14 protein-coding genes are annotated in these 15,516 nt (G+C 64.3%); 10 read left to right on the top strand and 4 right to left on the bottom strand.

Annotated elements, in window-relative coordinates; genetic code table 11:
- The first annotated feature begins 11 nt into the window (after positions 1 to 11).
- The 9 genes from SynRS9909_RS02335 (at position 12) to SynRS9909_RS02295 (ending at position 8,567) form a co-directional block, all read left to right on the top strand.
- Positions 12 to 1,709 (top strand): phosphodiester glycosidase family protein, encoded by a 1,698-nt coding sequence (locus SynRS9909_RS02335; RefSeq protein WP_007100670.1) that lies wholly within the window; start codon positions 12 to 14, stop codon positions 1,707 to 1,709.
- A 28-nt stretch (positions 1,710 to 1,737) separates the two neighbouring features.
- Positions 1,738 to 2,064, top strand: coding sequence for a hypothetical protein (locus SynRS9909_RS02330; protein ID WP_007100671.1), 327 nt, complete (start codon positions 1,738 to 1,740; stop codon positions 2,062 to 2,064).
- 75 nt (positions 2,065 to 2,139) lie between these two features.
- Positions 2,140 to 2,514: a 30S ribosomal protein S12 gene (rpsL, locus tag SynRS9909_RS02325; protein ID WP_007100672.1), complete on the top strand. Its 375-nt coding sequence runs from the start codon at positions 2,140 to 2,142 to the stop codon at positions 2,512 to 2,514.
- Positions 2,515 to 2,597: 83 nt separating this feature from the next.
- Positions 2,598 to 3,068 (top strand): 30S ribosomal protein S7, encoded by a 471-nt coding sequence (gene rpsG, locus SynRS9909_RS02320; protein ID WP_007100673.1) that lies wholly within the window; start codon positions 2,598 to 2,600, stop codon positions 3,066 to 3,068.
- Positions 3,069 to 3,155: 87 nt separating this feature from the next.
- The gene (gene fusA, locus SynRS9909_RS02315; RefSeq protein WP_007100674.1) at positions 3,156 to 5,231 is read left to right on the top strand and encodes an elongation factor G; all 2,076 of its coding nucleotides are present in this window, start codon (positions 3,156 to 3,158) and stop codon (positions 5,229 to 5,231) included.
- Between the two features lie 42 nt (positions 5,232 to 5,273).
- A complete protein-coding gene (gene tuf / locus SynRS9909_RS02310) occupies positions 5,274 to 6,473 on the top strand; it encodes an elongation factor Tu (RefSeq protein ID WP_007100675.1) in 1,200 nt (399 codons plus the stop codon).
- A 122-nt stretch (positions 6,474 to 6,595) separates the two neighbouring features.
- Positions 6,596 to 6,916, top strand: a complete 321-nt coding sequence (rpsJ, locus tag SynRS9909_RS02305) for a 30S ribosomal protein S10 (protein WP_006042265.1) — start codon at positions 6,596 to 6,598, stop codon at positions 6,914 to 6,916.
- Positions 6,917 to 6,972: 56 nt separating this feature from the next.
- Positions 6,973 to 7,629: an LON peptidase substrate-binding domain-containing protein gene (locus SynRS9909_RS02300; RefSeq protein ID WP_007100676.1), complete on the top strand. Its 657-nt coding sequence runs from the start codon at positions 6,973 to 6,975 to the stop codon at positions 7,627 to 7,629.
- The gene (locus SynRS9909_RS02295) at positions 7,623 to 8,567 is read left to right on the top strand and encodes a methyltransferase domain-containing protein (protein WP_007100677.1); all 945 of its coding nucleotides are present in this window, start codon (positions 7,623 to 7,625) and stop codon (positions 8,565 to 8,567) included. Before SynRS9909_RS02300 ends, SynRS9909_RS02295 begins: the two co-directional genes overlap by 7 nt.
- Here the strand turns inward: SynRS9909_RS02295 and pheA are convergent.
- Positions 8,564 to 9,409 (bottom strand): prephenate dehydratase, encoded by an 846-nt coding sequence (gene pheA / locus SynRS9909_RS02290; RefSeq protein WP_007100678.1) that lies wholly within the window; start codon positions 9,407 to 9,409, stop codon positions 8,564 to 8,566. The genes SynRS9909_RS02295 and pheA overlap by 4 nt on opposite strands.
- Positions 9,410 to 9,460: 51 nt before the next feature.
- On the opposite strand from pheA, the gene SynRS9909_RS02285 reads away from it, so the two are divergent.
- A complete protein-coding gene (locus SynRS9909_RS02285) occupies positions 9,461 to 9,982 on the top strand; it encodes a DUF1997 domain-containing protein (RefSeq protein ID WP_007100679.1) in 522 nt (173 codons plus the stop codon).
- Here SynRS9909_RS02285 and SynRS9909_RS02280 read toward each other — a convergent pair.
- From SynRS9909_RS02280 to SynRS9909_RS02270, 3 genes are all read right to left on the bottom strand, one after another.
- Positions 9,912 to 10,550 carry a ribonuclease HII gene (locus tag SynRS9909_RS02280; protein ID WP_038000858.1) on the bottom strand — a complete coding sequence of 213 codons (639 nt, stop codon included), beginning with the start codon at positions 10,548 to 10,550 and terminating at the stop codon, positions 9,912 to 9,914. The genes SynRS9909_RS02285 and SynRS9909_RS02280 overlap by 71 nt on opposite strands.
- Positions 10,551 to 10,569: 19 nt before the next feature.
- The gene (locus SynRS9909_RS02275) at positions 10,570 to 12,537 is read right to left on the bottom strand and encodes an Rne/Rng family ribonuclease (protein WP_007100681.1); all 1,968 of its coding nucleotides are present in this window, start codon (positions 12,535 to 12,537) and stop codon (positions 10,570 to 10,572) included.
- A 249-nt stretch (positions 12,538 to 12,786) separates the two neighbouring features.
- Positions 12,787 to 15,507, bottom strand: a complete 2,721-nt coding sequence (locus SynRS9909_RS02270; protein ID WP_007100682.1) for a TIGR03960 family B12-binding radical SAM protein — start codon at positions 15,505 to 15,507, stop codon at positions 12,787 to 12,789.
- Positions 15,508 to 15,516: the final 9 nt, after the last annotated feature.

The raw sequence follows: 15,516 nt of genomic DNA, 5'->3' as shown, positions 1-15,516 counted from the left end.
GCGTCTGCGCGATGGTCGATCTGCCGCCACCACCCAGCCCCATCGCCGAGGTGCGGCTCTCCCCATCGCAGCGCGGCGATCGCATCCGGATCGGTGGTCATGACCTCGAGGCAGCCTGGCTTTGGGTCGGAAGCGACAACCGGCGGCCCGAGCAACTCTGGCTGCCGTTAGATCTTCTGATCAGCCAGTTCGGTTTTGCACGCACCCAGTCCGATCGGGGCGAACTGCTGGAGTGGTATGGCCGCAAAGCAACGCTCAGCTCTCTGCCGCAACGCAGCCTCGAGGATGAAGTGGCGATCGAGGTCGCCGGGTGGCTGGACTCCACCGGCGTGCAGACCAGCCGCTCGAGCCGCAGCCTGAGGGTCTCACTCCCCGCGCCCCGGGTGCAGCAGCTGCGACGGGGCAAGGGCAGCACCGCCAATCGGCTGGTTCTGGATCTCAGCGGCCCGGCCCTGGTGCAGCGCCTCGGCAATGATCTGGTGCTTGGCGTCAGCACGACGCCCACCCAGGCCGGCCAACTGCGCGGCATGGGGCTGCGGATCCAGCGCCAGCGGTCCCAACTGGCCTTACCCGGCCAGGGCCAGGCTCTCGCCACCCTCACCCTGGCCGATCCCTGGCGCATCGTTCTCGATGGCGTCTCTGCCGGGGGTGAAGGCAACCGCAGCCAGGGCATCGACCGCCTGGCGACCGCCCTGATGAGCCCAGCGGTCCAATCCCTGATCAGCCGCGGGCTTGTGCTCGATCGACGCACGGTCACCGTCGGCGTCAAACCCCTCACCGTGTATCGGGCCGGCACGGTTCCCCAGGGCCAGGGGCTCCGCCTGCTCCCCCTGGCGCCCACGCAGGCCCAGCAGGGGCTGCGCTTCCTGAACCAGTTGGCCCAACCGGCCGGCGCCCTGGTGGCCGTGAACGGTGGTTTCTTCAACCGGGTGCGTCAATTGCCCCTCGGGGCGGTGCGCCTCAACGGCTCCTGGCTTTCCGGGCCGATCCTCAATCGGGGCGCCATTGGCTGGGATCCCGGCGAGCGCCTCGCGTTCGGTCGGCTGCGCCTCAATCAGGAACTCATCCTTTCCGGCGGGGAACGCTGGGGTCTGGGACTGCTCAACAGCGGCTTCGTGCAACGGGGCCTGAGTCGCTACACCCGAGCCTGGGGTCCTTATTACCGCGCTCTCAGCGGCGAAGAGCAGGCGCTGAGCGTGCGCGCAGGCCGTGTCGTCGCCCTCCACAGCAGAGCCGAACTGGCCCGTGGCGTCCCCCTGGCCAGCGGCACCGATCTGATCGTCGCCCGGGGCGGCGCCCCGCTACCGGCAGGCCTGGATGACGCGGTGGAGATCAAGGTCAGCAGTTCCGCTCCCCTCGGTGAGCGGTCCCAGGTGCTCGGCGGCGGTCCACTGCTGCTCAGCAACGGCCGGGTCGTGCTCAACGGACGCCAGGAGGGCTTCAGCGCGGGATTCATGGCGCTGCGGGCCCCCCGGACGGTCGTGGCTCAGGATCAGCAGCGGCTCTGGTTGATGACGATCGAAGGCGCCAGAGGCAGCGATCCCACCCTGCTGGAGACCAGCCTTGCCCTCCAGCAACTCGGCCTCGGAGATGCGCTGAATCTGGATGGCGGCAGCTCCACCTCCCTGCTCGTCGCCAACCAACTGGTGATGACAGGGCGCTCCTTCCCGCCCCGGGTGCAGAACGCCCTGGGGCTGGTGCCAGAGTGATGGAATCCCCAGCTGAGTTGACGATTCCATGGGTGCCAACCTGCTGATTACCCCTGCCGCCGCTGCAGAGCTGGGTCGTCAGGCCGCAGCGGCCGGCACCCCCGGCCAGATGCACCTCGACCTGGTGAGCGGCAGCTGTGAAGAGCATGTGATCCGCCTGCAACCGGGACCGATGGGCGGGCAGCCGATTGCCCGGGCGGACGGCATCACCCTGCACGCTCCCAGCAGCCAGGCCCAGGTTCTGGAAGGGCTGTGCCTGGATTATCGCGGCGACCTCAGTGGCGGCGGTTTCCTGGTGACCGCCCGCACCGGCATCCGTTGCTGCCCCTGCGGCAGTGCCTTCACCCGGCTCTGAAGCGCGGGGCAGGCGACCCGGTATGGTTGTGGATTGTCGAATCAGGTCGGGTCTCCGGCCGCAACCCGACCGTCGATGCCAACCATCCAACAACTGATCCGTCACGAGCGTCAGAGCCTCAAGGCGAAGACCAAATCGCCGGCCCTGCGGGCCTGCCCTGAGCGCCGTGGTGTGTGCACCCGCGTCTATACCTCCACTCCGAAAAAGCCCAATTCGGCGCTGCGCAAGGTGGCCCGTGTGCGCCTGACCTCCGGTTTCGAAGTCACGGCCTACATCGGCGGCATCGGTCACAACCTGCAGGAACACTCCGTAGTGCTGATCCGCGGCGGTCGTGTGAAGGATCTGCCCGGCGTTCGTTATCACATCATCCGTGGAACGCTGGATACGGCCGGCGTGAAGGATCGCCGTCAATCGCGCTCTAAGTACGGCGCCAAGACTCCGAAGGAGTGATCAGTCGGGCCTTACGCAAGCCCATTGATCTGCTGTCGCGTTCTCGTTTTTCCCGTCCATCCCCTCCTCTTCCTTAACGGTTCATGTCCCGCCGCAACGCTGCCGAAAAGCGCCCGATCCTTCCCGATCCCCAGTTCAACAGCCGCCTGGCCACGATGATGGTGGCCCGCCTAATGAAGCACGGCAAAAAGTCGACGGCCCAGCGGATCCTGTCCGACGCCTTCGGCCTGATCGGAGAGCGCACCGGCGGCGATCCCCTTGAGCTGTTCGAAACCGCGGTGAAGAACGCCACCCCCCTGGTGGAAGTCCGAGCCCGCCGTGTCGGTGGTGCCACCTACCAGGTGCCGATGGAAGTGCGCCAGGAGCGGGGCACTGCCATGGCCCTGCGCTGGCTGGTCAATTTCTCCCGCTCCCGCAACGGCCGCAGCATGGCCCAGAAGCTGGCCGGTGAGCTGATGGATGCGGCGAATGAGTCGGGCAACGCCGTTCGCAAGCGGGAAGAGACCCACAAGATGGCTGAAGCCAACAAGGCCTTCGCCCACTACCGCTACTGACTCAGCGTCGCCCTGCCAGCTCTCGCCTGTTCAGGGCGGACCTGTAGAGTCTCACCCGCCTTTTAACGCCCCAACCCGGAGTATCCTGTGGCTCGCGCCTTTCCCCTGGAACGCGTCAGAAATATCGGTATCGCCGCCCATATCGACGCCGGCAAAACCACCACCACCGAACGAATCCTGTTCTATTCCGGGGTGGTGCACAAGATTGGTGAGGTGCACGATGGCGCCGCCGTCACCGACTGGATGGCCCAGGAGCGCGAACGCGGAATCACCATCACTGCGGCCGCCATCTCCACCAGTTGGAAAGACCACAGAATCAATATCATTGATACTCCCGGACACGTGGACTTCACCATTGAGGTGGAGCGCTCCATGCGTGTTCTCGATGGTGTGATCGCTGTGTTCTGCGCCGTGGGTGGCGTGCAGCCCCAGTCGGAAACCGTCTGGCGCCAGGCCGATCGCTACTCCGTGCCCCGCATGGTGTTCGTCAACAAGATGGACCGCACCGGCGCTGATTTCCTCAAGGTGCATGGTCAGATCAAGGATCGCCTCAAGGCGAATGCGGTGCCGATCCAGCTTCCGATCGGTGCTGAAGGTGACCTGAGCGGCATCATTGATCTCGTCGCCAACAAGGCTTACATCTACAAAGATGATTTAGGGAAAGACATCGAAATCACCGATGTCCCCGCAGACATGGCCGACGAAGTTGCGGAGTGGCGCAACACCTTGATGGAAGCCGTTGCGGAAACCGATGAGGCTTTGATCGAGAAGTTCCTGGAAACGGGTGAACTCAGCGACGAGGAACTCAAGAGCGGAATCCGCATTGGTGTACTGAAGCATGGGCTGGTGCCCATGCTCTGTGGCTCCGCCTTCAAGAACAAAGGCGTGCAGCTGGTGCTCGACGCCGTGGTCGATTACCTGCCCGCCCCCGTGGATGTGCCGCCCATCCAGGGCGTGCTGCCCGACGGCAAGGAAGCGGTTCGCCCTTCCGACGACAAGGCTCCATTCAGTGCCTTGGCCTTCAAGGTGATGGCCGATCCCTACGGCAAGCTCACCTTCGTGCGGATGTATTCCGGCGTGCTGGAGAAGGGCAGCTACGTGCTCAACTCCACTAAAGGGGAAAAGGAACGCATCTCCCGCCTGGTGGTGCTGAAAGCAGACGATCGGGAAGAGGTGGATGAACTGCGCGCCGGTGACCTTGGAGCCGTTCTGGGCTTGAAAGCCACCACCACCGGCGACACCCTCTGTGCAGCGGACGATCCCATCGTTCTCGAGACCCTGTTCGTGCCCGAGCCGGTGATCTCGGTGGCCGTGGAACCCAAAACCAAGGGCGACATGGAGAAGCTGTCGAAGGCCCTGGTGGCCCTCGCCGAAGAAGACCCCACATTCCGTGTCAACACCGACGCTGAAACCGGCCAGACCGTGATTGCCGGCATGGGAGAACTTCACCTGGAAATCCTTGTGGATCGCATGCTGCGGGAATTCAAGGTGGAAGCCAACATCGGCGCACCACAGGTGTCGTACCGCGAAACGATTCGCGCCTCAGCACGGGGTGAAGGCAAGTTCTCCCGCCAGACCGGCGGTAAGGGCCAGTACGGCCACGTGGTAATCGAAATGGAGCCCGGCGAACCCGAGTCTGGCTTTGAGTTCGTCAATAAAATTGTTGGCGGTGTCGTTCCCAAGGAATTCATCAAGCCCTCAGAAATGGGCATGAAGGAAACCTGTGAATCCGGCGTCATCGCTGGATTCCCCATGATCGACGTCAGAGTCACCATGGTGGACGGGTCTTACCACGATGTGGACTCGTCGGAAATGGCGTTCAAAATTGCCGGCTCCATGGCCTTCAAAGATGCGGTGAAGAAGTGCAATCCCGTGCTGCTTGAACCGATGATGAAGGTCGAGGTCGAGATCCCCGAGGATTTCCTCGGCTCGATCATCGGCGACCTGTCATCCCGTCGGGGACAGGTTGAAGGTCAGGCCATTGACGATGGCACGTCAAAGGTCTCGGCCAAGGTGCCCTTGGCCGAAATGTTCGGCTACGCCACTGAGCTCCGATCCATGACCCAGGGTCGGGGTATCTTCTCGATGGAATTCAGCCACTACGAGGATGTTCCTCGCAACGTCGCTGAAGCCATCATCTCCAAGAATCAGGGCAATTCCTGATCTCTACCCAACCCTAATTCCACCCCCGATTCTTTAACCACAATGGCTCGCGAGAAGTTCGAAAGGAACAAGCCCCACGTCAACATCGGCACCATCGGCCACGTTGACCACGGCAAAACCACCCTCACCGCTGCGATCACCAACGTGCTCGCCAAGAAGGGTATGGCCAAGAAACAGGACTATGCCGACATCGATGGTGCTCCCGAGGAGCGTGAGCGTGGCATCACCATCAACACGGCCCACGTTGAGTACGAGACGGACACCCGTCACTACGCCCACGTGGACTGCCCTGGTCACGCGGACTACGTGAAGAACATGATCACCGGTGCCGCCCAGATGGATGGCGCCATCCTCGTGTGCGCCGCCACCGATGGCCCGATGGCGCAGACCAAGGAGCACATCCTCCTGGCCAAGCAGGTCGGCGTGCCCGCCCTGGTCGTGGCACTGAACAAGTGCGACATGGTCGACGATGAGGAGATCATCGAACTGGTGGAACTGGAAATCCGCGAACTACTCTCCAGCTACGACTTCCCCGGCGATGACATCCCCGTCGTGCAGGTCTCTGGCCTGAAGGCCCTCGAAGGCGACGCCGAGTGGGAAGCCAAGATCGACGAGCTGATGAAAGCCGTTGACGAAAACATCCCCGAGCCTGAGAGGGAGATTGACAAGCCCTTCCTGATGGCCGTGGAAGACGTGTTCTCCATCACCGGTCGCGGCACCGTAGCCACCGGCCGGATCGAGCGCGGAAAGGTCAAGGTAGGCGAGGAAATCGAAATCGTCGGCATCAAGGACACCCGCAAAACCACCGTCACCGGTGTGGAGATGTTCCGCAAGCTTCTCGATGAGGGCATGGCTGGCGACAACGTCGGTCTGCTCCTCCGCGGCATCCAGAAAGAAGACATCGAGCGCGGCATGGTGCTCGTGAAGCCTGGCTCCATCACCCCCCACACCAAGTTCGAGGGTGAGGTGTATGTGCTCAAGAAAGAAGAAGGTGGTCGTCACACCCCCTTCTTCGCGGGTTACCGCCCGCAGTTCTACATCCGCACCACGGATGTGACCGGTCAGATCACCGCCTTCACCGCTGACGATGGCAGCGATGTGGAAATGGTGATGCCCGGTGACCGCATCAAGATGACCGGCGAACTGATCTGCCCCGTCGCCATTGAGCAGGGCATGCGCTTCGCCATTCGCGAAGGTGGCCGCACCATCGGTGCCGGCGTGGTGTCCAAGATCATCGAGTGATCGCACGGCGATGAGTCTCGGGGGATGGTTCTGCTCTGGCAGGGCCATCCCCTAAAGTTTTCAAGACGAACCTCGACAATTCACAGCTTCCGCCACCGGCGGGGGCCTCTCCTGCGCTTTCCATGTCCACTGCCATTGCTCAGCAGAAGATTCGCATCCGCCTGAAGGCGTTTGATCGCCGCATGCTGGATCTCTCCTGCGACAAAATCATTGAAACGGCCGACAACACCGCGGCAACCGCCATCGGCCCCATTCCCCTCCCCACAAAACGCAAGATCTATTGCGTTCTGCGTTCACCCCATGTGGACAAGGATTCCCGCGAACATTTCGAGACCCGCACCCACCGCCGGATCATCGACATCTACAGCCCCTCGGCGAAGACGATTGACGCCCTGATGAAGCTGGATCTTCCCAGTGGTGTCGATATTGAAGTGAAGCTCTGAGCCTCCCCGTCACCCGGGTCAGCTGCCTAGGATTGCTGTGATTGCAATGAAACTGCGTGGCTGACCTGTCCGTCAGAGAGTTACCGCTGTTCCCTCTGCCGGATGTTGTTCTCTTTCCGCGTGAGGTGCTGCCACTCCATATTTTCGAGTCGCGCTACCGGATGATGCTCAAGAGCGTGCTGGAAGATGATCGCCGTTTCGGCGTTGTGCGCTGGGATCCACAGAATCAAGCGATGGCTGCGGTGGGGTGCTGTGCTGAAGTTCTGCAGCATCAAACCGCTGAGGACGGTCGCAGCAACATCGTGACCCTGGGCCAACAGCGTTTCCGCGTGTTGGATGTGGTGCGCGAGACCCCCTTCCGCACGGCCATGGTGAGCTGGATCGAAGATGAGCCGGTCACGGCCGAGTCCGACCTTGAATCACTCACTCGCTCCGTCGATCACGCCCTCCGCGATGTGGTGGAACTGACCGGGAAACTGACCGGATCACCCGCCAGCCTTCCCGATGACCTGCCCGATCTGCCACGGGAGTTGTCGTTCTGGATCGGCGCCCACCTGGGAGGTCCTGTGGCAGACCAGCAACAGGAGTTGCTGGAACTCACCAACACCCGAGAGCGACTGGAACAGGAATTCGCCATGCTCGATGAAACGCGCCGCCAGTTGGCGGCGCGGACAGTGCTCCGCGACACGCTGGCGAATTCAGAGGGATGCTGAACGCCACCGGCTTCGCCCTGGCCCTTGGCATTCCCACGGCCGCCGCTGCCGTGGGCCTTGCGATCTGGAGTCGCCGCAATCGCGCCTATCACTCCAGCGCCAGTGTCGCTGCGGCTTACGACGCCTGGACCGACGATCGCTTGCTCGAGCAGCTCTGGGGCGAACACGTGCACCTCGGGCACTACGGCGAGCCGCCTCGGCGCCGAGACTTCCGAGCCGCCAAGGCCGATTTCGTGCATGCCCTCGTGCACTGGAGTGGTCTTGATCAGCTGCCCCCCGGCTCGCGCCTTCTCGATGTGGGCTGCGGCATTGGCGGCAGCGCCCGAATCCTGGCGCGTGAGTACGGCTTTGATGTTCTGGGCATCAGCATCAGTCCCGCTCAGGTGGCCCGCGCCACCAGCCTCACCCCCACGGGTCTGAGTTGCCGCTTTGCGGTGATGGATGCCCTCGATCTGAAACTCGCCGACGGCCAGTTTGATGCCGTGTGGAGCGTCGAGGCCGGTCCCCACATGCCCGACAAACAGCGTTACGCCGATGAACTGTTGCGCGTGCTCCGCCCCGGCGGCGTTCTCGCCGTGGCGGACTGGAATCGCCGCGATGTCTCTGACGGGGCCATGTCGGGGCTCGAGCGGCAGGTGATGCACCAACTGCTCACGCAGTGGGCCCATCCGGAATTTGCCAGCATCAAAGGCTTTGGCGCCAATCTCAACGCCAGCCCCTACAACCATGGCGGCACCATCGTCAGCGCCGACTGGACCGCGGCGACCCTGCCCTCCTGGATTGACTCGATCATGGAGGGCGTGCGTCGCCCCGGCGCCGTGCTCAGCCTCGGCCCCAAGGCAGTGCTGCAAGGCTTGAGGGAAACGCCAACGCTCCTTTTGATGCACTGGGCGTTCGCCACCGGGCTGATGCAGTTCGGGGTGTTCCGCCGTGATTAATCAGGCTCCAACTCCGTGCTGGGATAGGCGCCGAATTGGCTCAGGTGCTCGCAGAACGGAGACAAGCGTTCCGTCAGGGCACTGAGCAGGAGACCATCGTCTCCCGGGGGCAGCTCCACATCCACAAAAAACACGTATTCACCCAGTTCACGCTTCGACGGTCGCGATTCGATCCGACTCATGTTCAGGCCCAGCGCCGCCACAGCGCCCAGGGCCTCCAGGAGGGCTCCAGGCGCGTTGCGATGCAGGGAGAAGGCCAGGCTGGCCACGTCACCCGATTGGCATCGATCGCCGCGTTGCAACAAGAGAAACCGGGTGCAGTTGCCGACGGCGTCATTGATCGGATAGGCCAACACCTCCAGCGCTCCCGGCGTGGCGAGCGAACGGCTGGCGATCGCCGCTCGAAACTGGCTGCCTCGCACCATGCGTGCAGCTTCCGCCGTGGAGCTGGTGGGGAGCTGCAGGGCACCCGGTAGATGCTCAGCCAACCAGCCACTGCACTGGGCCAGGGCCTGGGGGTGGGAGAGCACTTCCGAGATCTGGTCCAGGCGGCCACTGCTGAGCAGGGCATGACGGATCGGGAGCACCAGCGCCCTGCGAATGCACAGCTGGGGATGGGACCAGAGCCCATCGAGGCTGGCGGTCACCCCACCCTCCACGGAATTCTCCACGGGCACCACGGCGGCGCCACAACGGCCATCGGCCACGTGCTCCACCACCGACCGCAGGCCAGCGCAGGGAACCAGTTCCACCGCCTCCAGGCCTTCCAGCCTCACCATGGCACGGGCCGCACGCTCGCCATAGGTCCCTTCCGGCCCGAGAAAAGCCACGCGGGTGGGCATCGATTCGTTCCACAGACACTCGATAGGATCATGCCGCCTCTGCCGCCGCCCATGCCCCTGGCCTTCCGCGCCAGCCAGCACCTGGATCTTCCTGTCCACGAGCAGGCGGAGGCACTGCCGGCCTACCTCCAGGAAACAGACCGGGTCATCAAGGCCCTCCTGGATCCTCAGCAACTCACCCTGCTGTCTCCTGGCCGGTACCGCTACACCGTCACCACCCTGCAGGTGTTTCAGTTGCGGGTGAAGCCGGTGGTGAGCCTGGAGATCAGCCATTCCGACCATCGGCTGATCATGCGGGCGATCGAGGCCAATCTTGAAGGCCTCGGCCTGGTGGATGATTTTCAGTTGAGCCTGGAAGCGGTGCTGGAAGCCGGCGACTCCGGTCTGCAGGGACTCGCCACCCTCGGAGTGCAGGTGAGTCAGCCGCCCTTGCTGCGCTTGATTCCTCGCAAGGTGCTGGAGAGCACCGGCGAATCCATCCTCAACGGCATCCTGCTCACGATCAAGGGACGCGTCGGTCGGCAGCTGGTGGCCGACTTTCAGGCCTGGTGCCGGGATCCGGCATCGCGCTGAACAGCTTGCGCAGAAAGGTGCGGCGATGCAGAGGCGTGGGGCCGTGTCTCAGCAGCGCCTGGCGATGCCGGGCGGTGCCATAGCCGGCATGGCGCTCCAGACCGTACTCAGGAAAATGGCAGGCCAGACGCTGGATCAGACCATCGCGGGCTTGCTTGGCCAACACACTGGCGGCCGCAATGGAGGCACAGTGACTGTCACCTCGCACGATCGTCTCCTGGGGGCCCAGCCAGAGCCGGAGCGGCAACACCCCATCCACCAGCACCTGATCAGGACAGCGAGGCAAGCGCTGCAAGGCGCGCAGCATCGCCAGCTCGGTCGCTGCGCGGATGCCTCCGCTGTCAATGTCCTGCGCCGACGCCTGCCCCAGAGCCCAGGCGCAGGCTTCCGCTTCAATCAACGGCACCAGCTGGGCGCGACGACGCTGGCTGAGCCGCTTGCTGTCGGTGAGCCCTTGGGCCAGCAGACGCGATGCTGCGGGCTCCGACAACACCACGGCCGCCGCCAGCACCGGACCGAACCAACAGCCCCGGCCGACTTCATCCACCCCCGCCGTCCATTCCGCCATCGCGGCTCTGGACAGGGGATCAGTCCGCTGTGGCCGCCGAGGAGCGGCGACGGCGGCGGCGAGGCTCCTGATCCGGATCGACGCCCTCATCGGCGCTGGTGGCAGACAACGGCATGGTGCCAACGGGTTCAGGCGTCTGCGGTTCAGGCGTCTGAAGTGCAGGCTCCAGCGGACTGGTGTCCAACGGGGTGATCTCCAGAGGCGTGATCTCCACCATCAGAGGGGCAGCGTCGCGCTCCGCACTGCCGCGATCGGTAGCGCCTGCGTCACCGTTCGCGCCGGCACCGCGACCGTTGCTCCGGGTGCCGCCCCGACTGCCCCGCCGCCGCCGCCGGCTGCCCGCAGCGGCCAGGTGCTGGCGCGCTTCCTCCAACACCGCCTCCGCATCGGCACCGGGGCGCACGACCCGCACCATGAGGTTGTCACTCTCGGGCGGCTCATCCAACAGCAGCGCAGGATTGAGGCCCAACCAGCCATACACCTCCTCCTGCTGATCCGTCATCGGCACCGCCACCAACTCAGGATCCTGGCGGCGGGATGGCAACTCCTGGGTGGCCACGGCATCCGACACATCCACCTCGGCCGAGCTGGCGTCGGCACTGACGGTGCTGATGGTGTCGTCAGCAGCGGCTGCAGCACCGCCACGCCCCCGTCCGCCGCGACGGCGACGGACGGATCCAGCCTCCGCAGGCGGCGCCACCTCTGCCCGGGCCGACGCAGCCGAGCGCACCAGGCCCGTTGCCGTGGCCAACGGTTGCAGCAGATCCTTGCCGGGCAGCACGGCCACATGGCCCAGCCCTCCGCAGCTGGGGCAGGCCCGTCCGAACAGCTCATAGATGTTCTGGCCCTGCCGTTTACGGGTCAGCTCCACGAGGCCGAGCTCCGTGAGCTGGGCGATCTGAGGCCGGGCACTGTCGTTGCGAATGGCGGCGGTGAAATACTCCAGCAACTGGAGCTGATCACGCCGCGAATCCATGTCGATGAAATCGACAATGATCACGCCACCGATGTTGCGCAACTTCAGCTGTCGGGCGATCTCCACAGCCGCCTCACAGTTGGTCCACAACACCGTTTCGCGCGCATTGGCCGAACGGGTGAACGAGCCGGAATTGACGTCGATCACCGTGAGCGCCTCGGTGGGCTCGATGATCACGTAGCCGCCGGACGGAAGATCGACGCGGGGCTTGAGGGCATCCCGGATGGCCGCATTGACCTTGTAATGCTCAAGAAGTTCGCCCGGCTCCGGGTGGGACTCCACCAGCACATTGGCGCCCTCCTCACCCAAGAAGCTGCTCACCCGCTCCACCGCAGCGGGATCATCCACCACAACGCGCACCAGCTCAGGGCCGGTGTGATCGCGCAGGATACGGTGGATGAAGTCTTCATCACGGTTGAGGAGCACCGGAGGGGTGGCCGTTTCTGCAGCCCGCTGGATCGCCTCCCATTGCCGCAACAGGGCCTCGAGGTCATCAATCAGCAGCTCCTCGCTGATCCCCTCCGCTTCCGTGCGGATCAGCAAGCCAGCGCCGGGCGGCTTCACCAACACACCGAGGGCTCGCAAACGGTTGCGCTCGCCTTCGGCACTGATCCGGCGAGAGATGTTAACGCCCTGGCCACTGGGCTGAAGCACCAAATAGCGACCGGGCAAGGCCAGGTTGCCGGTGAGCCTTGGCCCCTTGGTGCCGGTGGGCTCCTTCATCACTTGCACCAACACCCGCTGACGGGGCTCGAGCAATTCGGTGATGCCGGCCGCCCCTTTCTTCAGGCGGAGGGGGCCGAGATCGGTGACATGAATGAATCCATTCTTTTCGCTCTCACCGATGTTGACGAAAGCGGCGTCGATTCCAGGCAACACATTTTCAACGGTGCCGAGATACACGTCACCGATCTGGTATCGGCCCTGGGCAACGATCAGTTCATCAACACGCTCATCGGTGAGCACTGCGGCGATCCGCAGCTGCTCGGCGATGACTATCTGCTGGGGCATGGAGAAGGTCAGTGAGCGCCCGTCGGGGCTGGAACCCGATCAAGGGCCTACCGGCCCGCTGCACGGGGAAGAAACAACAAGGGCTAAAGCCGCAATGGCCGGAGCCGCTATCAAAGAAATCGGAGGATGACCTCCTATGAACAATTCCGACCCAACCATCGAATTGGACGGAACCGGAGGCGGTAGGGCCTCGTTGTCCTCAGGATCTGGGAGCAAGAAGCCGGGACGTCGTGATGGCGAAAACGCCCATCAGGTGTCGTCTTGATGGCAACCTAGCACTGGCGTGGCGGCGGGGTGCAGCCGTAACGCTGTGCGCTCGAGGGAGTGAACGCTCAGCTCGAGTGCCAGGGCTTCCGCAAGCCAATGCTGAAGTTGCACTGGCCTGAGGCTGCGCCCCTGGGCATCGATGGCAGCCTCGAGGGCGAAGGGCATGGGGACGGCCGGCTCCGCCTCGAGTCGACGCAGGGCCAGGAGCGATGGGCGGCAGTCCCGCTGCCGCGGCCGCCCTTTTTTATCGGTGTCGTGCCACACCAACACCTCCCTGGCCAACACAGCAGCCATTGCCCCATCCCACCGCTCGGGGGTCAGGATCTCGCCCGAGACGGGCCGAAGACGAAATCGCCATTCGGCCGATGCCAGCCGTTGCGACAGGCTCGGCTCGAAGACAGGCACCGCTTCCACAGAGCGCAACTGGAAGCCTGCGGGAAGCGTGCGCTGCCAGGCCTCCATCGCAGCGGCAGGATCCACCATCTCCAGAAATTCCAGATCCAACCATTCCCCATAGGCTTCCACCCCCAGGGGGAGGGCCAGGGCAATCTGCAGGCGGGGCAGGGGGTGAAATCCGCCGGTGTAACTCACCGGCAAGCCGGAACGCCGCAGGGAGCGCTCCAGCATCCGCACCAGATCAAGATGACTGAGCAGGGCCATCGCGCCTGTTTTGCTGAAGCCGAAGCGGAGGCGACAGACCCGGGCACTCGGCGGTGGCAGCGTTGGGCGCTGCTCGGGCACCTGGGGGGGAGGCACCACCACGTTGTGACCGAGATCCGGTCCACACACGCCGCAGCTGCTGCACCCCTCGAAGGAACAATCGGGCACCACCGCCGCCGCCAGCGCCCGTTGCAGATCCTCGGCCAGCCAGGTTTTGGCAAGGCCGGTGTCGATATGATCCCAGGGCAGCGGCTGCAGGCAGAACCGCTCCAGATCATCCCGATCCAACGCAGCGGCTGCACTCCAGCCGCCGAGCTCGAGATCCCGGTAGCGACCCTCGAGCCCGGCAGCAGCGATCGCTTCCGTCCAGGCGGCATCGGTGCGATCCAACGACTCAAACCAGGCATCCATGCCGGCACCGGCCCGCCAGGCCGCCTCGATCACGGGGGCCAGGCGCCGGTCTCCTCGCCCCACGAAGTCTTCCATCGCCGACAGCCGCACATCGGTGAAGTTGAACCGCACCCCCCGGAGCGACCGGGACGCGTGCCGTAACAGCTCCTGGCGGCGCCGGAATTCGCTGGTGGACACGCTGTGCCACTGAAACGGTGTGTGGGGCTTCGGCGTGAAATTGCTGATCGTGATGTTCAGATTCAGCCGCCCCAGGTCGCGGCAACGCTCTTGAAGCATCCGGCAGGTCTCGGCGATGCCGAGCACATCGGCATCCGTTTCCCCGGGTAGACCGATCATGAAATAGAGCTTCACCTTGCGATACCCGTTCTGCATCGCCGTACGGATTCCGTTGAGCAGATCCGCATCGGTGAGGCCCTTGTTGACGATGTCGCGCAGACGCTGCGTTCCCGCTTCCGGCGCAAAGGTGAGACCGGCCTGGCGACCACCGCCGAGGATATGGGCGATGTCGTCATCAAAACGATCGACCCGCTGGCTGGGCAGCTGGAGCGTCACGTTGCGATCGGCCAGACGGTTGCGCAACTCCACCCCGACCGCCGGCAGGGCCAGGTAGTCGCTGCAGCTCAGCGACAGCAGGGAAAAGTCGCTGTAGCCAGTCATCGCCATCCCGGTTTCCACCGCCTCGATCACGGCGTCAGGTTCCACGTCCCGGGCGGGGCGGGTGAGCATGCCCGGTTGGCAGAACCGACAGCCGCGGGTGCAGCCGCGGCGGATCTCCACGGTGAGCCGGTCATGAACGGTTTCCACGTGGGGCACCAGGCCCATGGCGTAGTGCGGCATCGGGGTGGCGACGCGACGCAGCAGGCGTCGGGGCAGATCGGCATGCAGGGGCTCCACCGTGACGCCGTCGGCGCCGGGGGCATAGAGCGAGGGCACATACACGCCCGGCACCTGGGCGAGATCGCGAAGCAGACGTGAACGGGACCAGCCCGCTGCCTTGGCATCGGCCACCACCAGCCCGATTTCGGGCAGCAGTTCCTCACCATCGCCGAGGGCAATGAAATCAAAGAAGGCGGCGTAGGGCTCAGGGTTGCTGGTGGCCGTCGGTCCACCCGCAAAGATCAGCGGTGGCGCCTCGGGATCCTGCAAGGGACGATCGCCCCGTTCGCTGGCATGCAGCGGCACCCCGGCGAGATCCAGCATCTCGAGGATATTGGTGGCCCCCAGCTCGTAACTGAGACTGAAACCAAGGATGTCGAAGGCCGGCAAGGGACGCCGACTCTCCACCGCAAACAGGGGAAGCTGCCGGTCTCTCAGGCGCGTGGCCAGATCACTCGCGGGCAGATAGGCCCGATCGCAGAGCTGACCAGGAACGGCGTTGAGAATCGAATACAGGATGATGTGGCCGAGATTGCTGGCCCCCACCTCGTAGACCTCGGGGTAGGTGAGGGCCCATCGCACCCTGGCGGTCGTCCAGTCGCGAGGTTTCACCCCCAGCTCATGGCCCATGTAACGCGCGGGCTTGTTGATGCCCTCGGCCACGAGCGCTTCAAACGCCACCGGCGGCCACCGATCCAGAGCCGGCGCCGCTCCAGCTGGGATCCCGGCGGCAGGACTGGTGGACGCAATGGTCATGGCCAGGCA

Origin of the sequence: Synechococcus sp. RS9909, from assembly GCF_014279595.1 — a bacterium.
Classification (GTDB): domain Bacteria; phylum Cyanobacteriota; class Cyanobacteriia; order PCC-6307; family Cyanobiaceae; genus Synechococcus_C.
This window is presented reverse-complemented; position numbering and strand designations above follow the sequence as displayed.

Coding starts and splice junctions, on each gene's coding strand:
- rpsL (WP_007100672.1), top strand. CDS start 2,140: ATGCCAACCATCCAACAACTGATCCGTCACGAGCGTCAGAGCCTCAAG.
- pheA (WP_007100678.1), bottom strand. CDS start 9,409: ATGCCCACCCGCGTGGCTTTTCTCGGGCCGGAAGGGACCTATGGCGAG.
- rpsJ (WP_006042265.1), top strand. CDS start 6,596: ATGTCCACTGCCATTGCTCAGCAGAAGATTCGCATCCGCCTGAAGGCG.
- SynRS9909_RS02330 (WP_007100671.1), top strand. CDS start 1,738: ATGGGTGCCAACCTGCTGATTACCCCTGCCGCCGCTGCAGAGCTGGGT.
- SynRS9909_RS02335 (WP_007100670.1), top strand. CDS start 12: ATGGTCGATCTGCCGCCACCACCCAGCCCCATCGCCGAGGTGCGGCTC.
- rpsG (WP_007100673.1), top strand. CDS start 2,598: ATGTCCCGCCGCAACGCTGCCGAAAAGCGCCCGATCCTTCCCGATCCC.
- SynRS9909_RS02275 (WP_007100681.1), bottom strand. CDS start 12,537: ATGCCCCAGCAGATAGTCATCGCCGAGCAGCTGCGGATCGCCGCAGTG.
- SynRS9909_RS02270 (WP_007100682.1), bottom strand. CDS start 15,507: ATGACCATTGCGTCCACCAGTCCTGCCGCCGGGATCCCAGCTGGAGCG.
- SynRS9909_RS02295 (WP_007100677.1), top strand. CDS start 7,623: ATGCTGAACGCCACCGGCTTCGCCCTGGCCCTTGGCATTCCCACGGCC.
- SynRS9909_RS02285 (WP_007100679.1), top strand. CDS start 9,461: ATGCCCCTGGCCTTCCGCGCCAGCCAGCACCTGGATCTTCCTGTCCAC.
- tuf (WP_007100675.1), top strand. CDS start 5,274: ATGGCTCGCGAGAAGTTCGAAAGGAACAAGCCCCACGTCAACATCGGC.
- SynRS9909_RS02280 (WP_038000858.1), bottom strand. CDS start 10,550: ATGGCGGAATGGACGGCGGGGGTGGATGAAGTCGGCCGGGGCTGTTGG.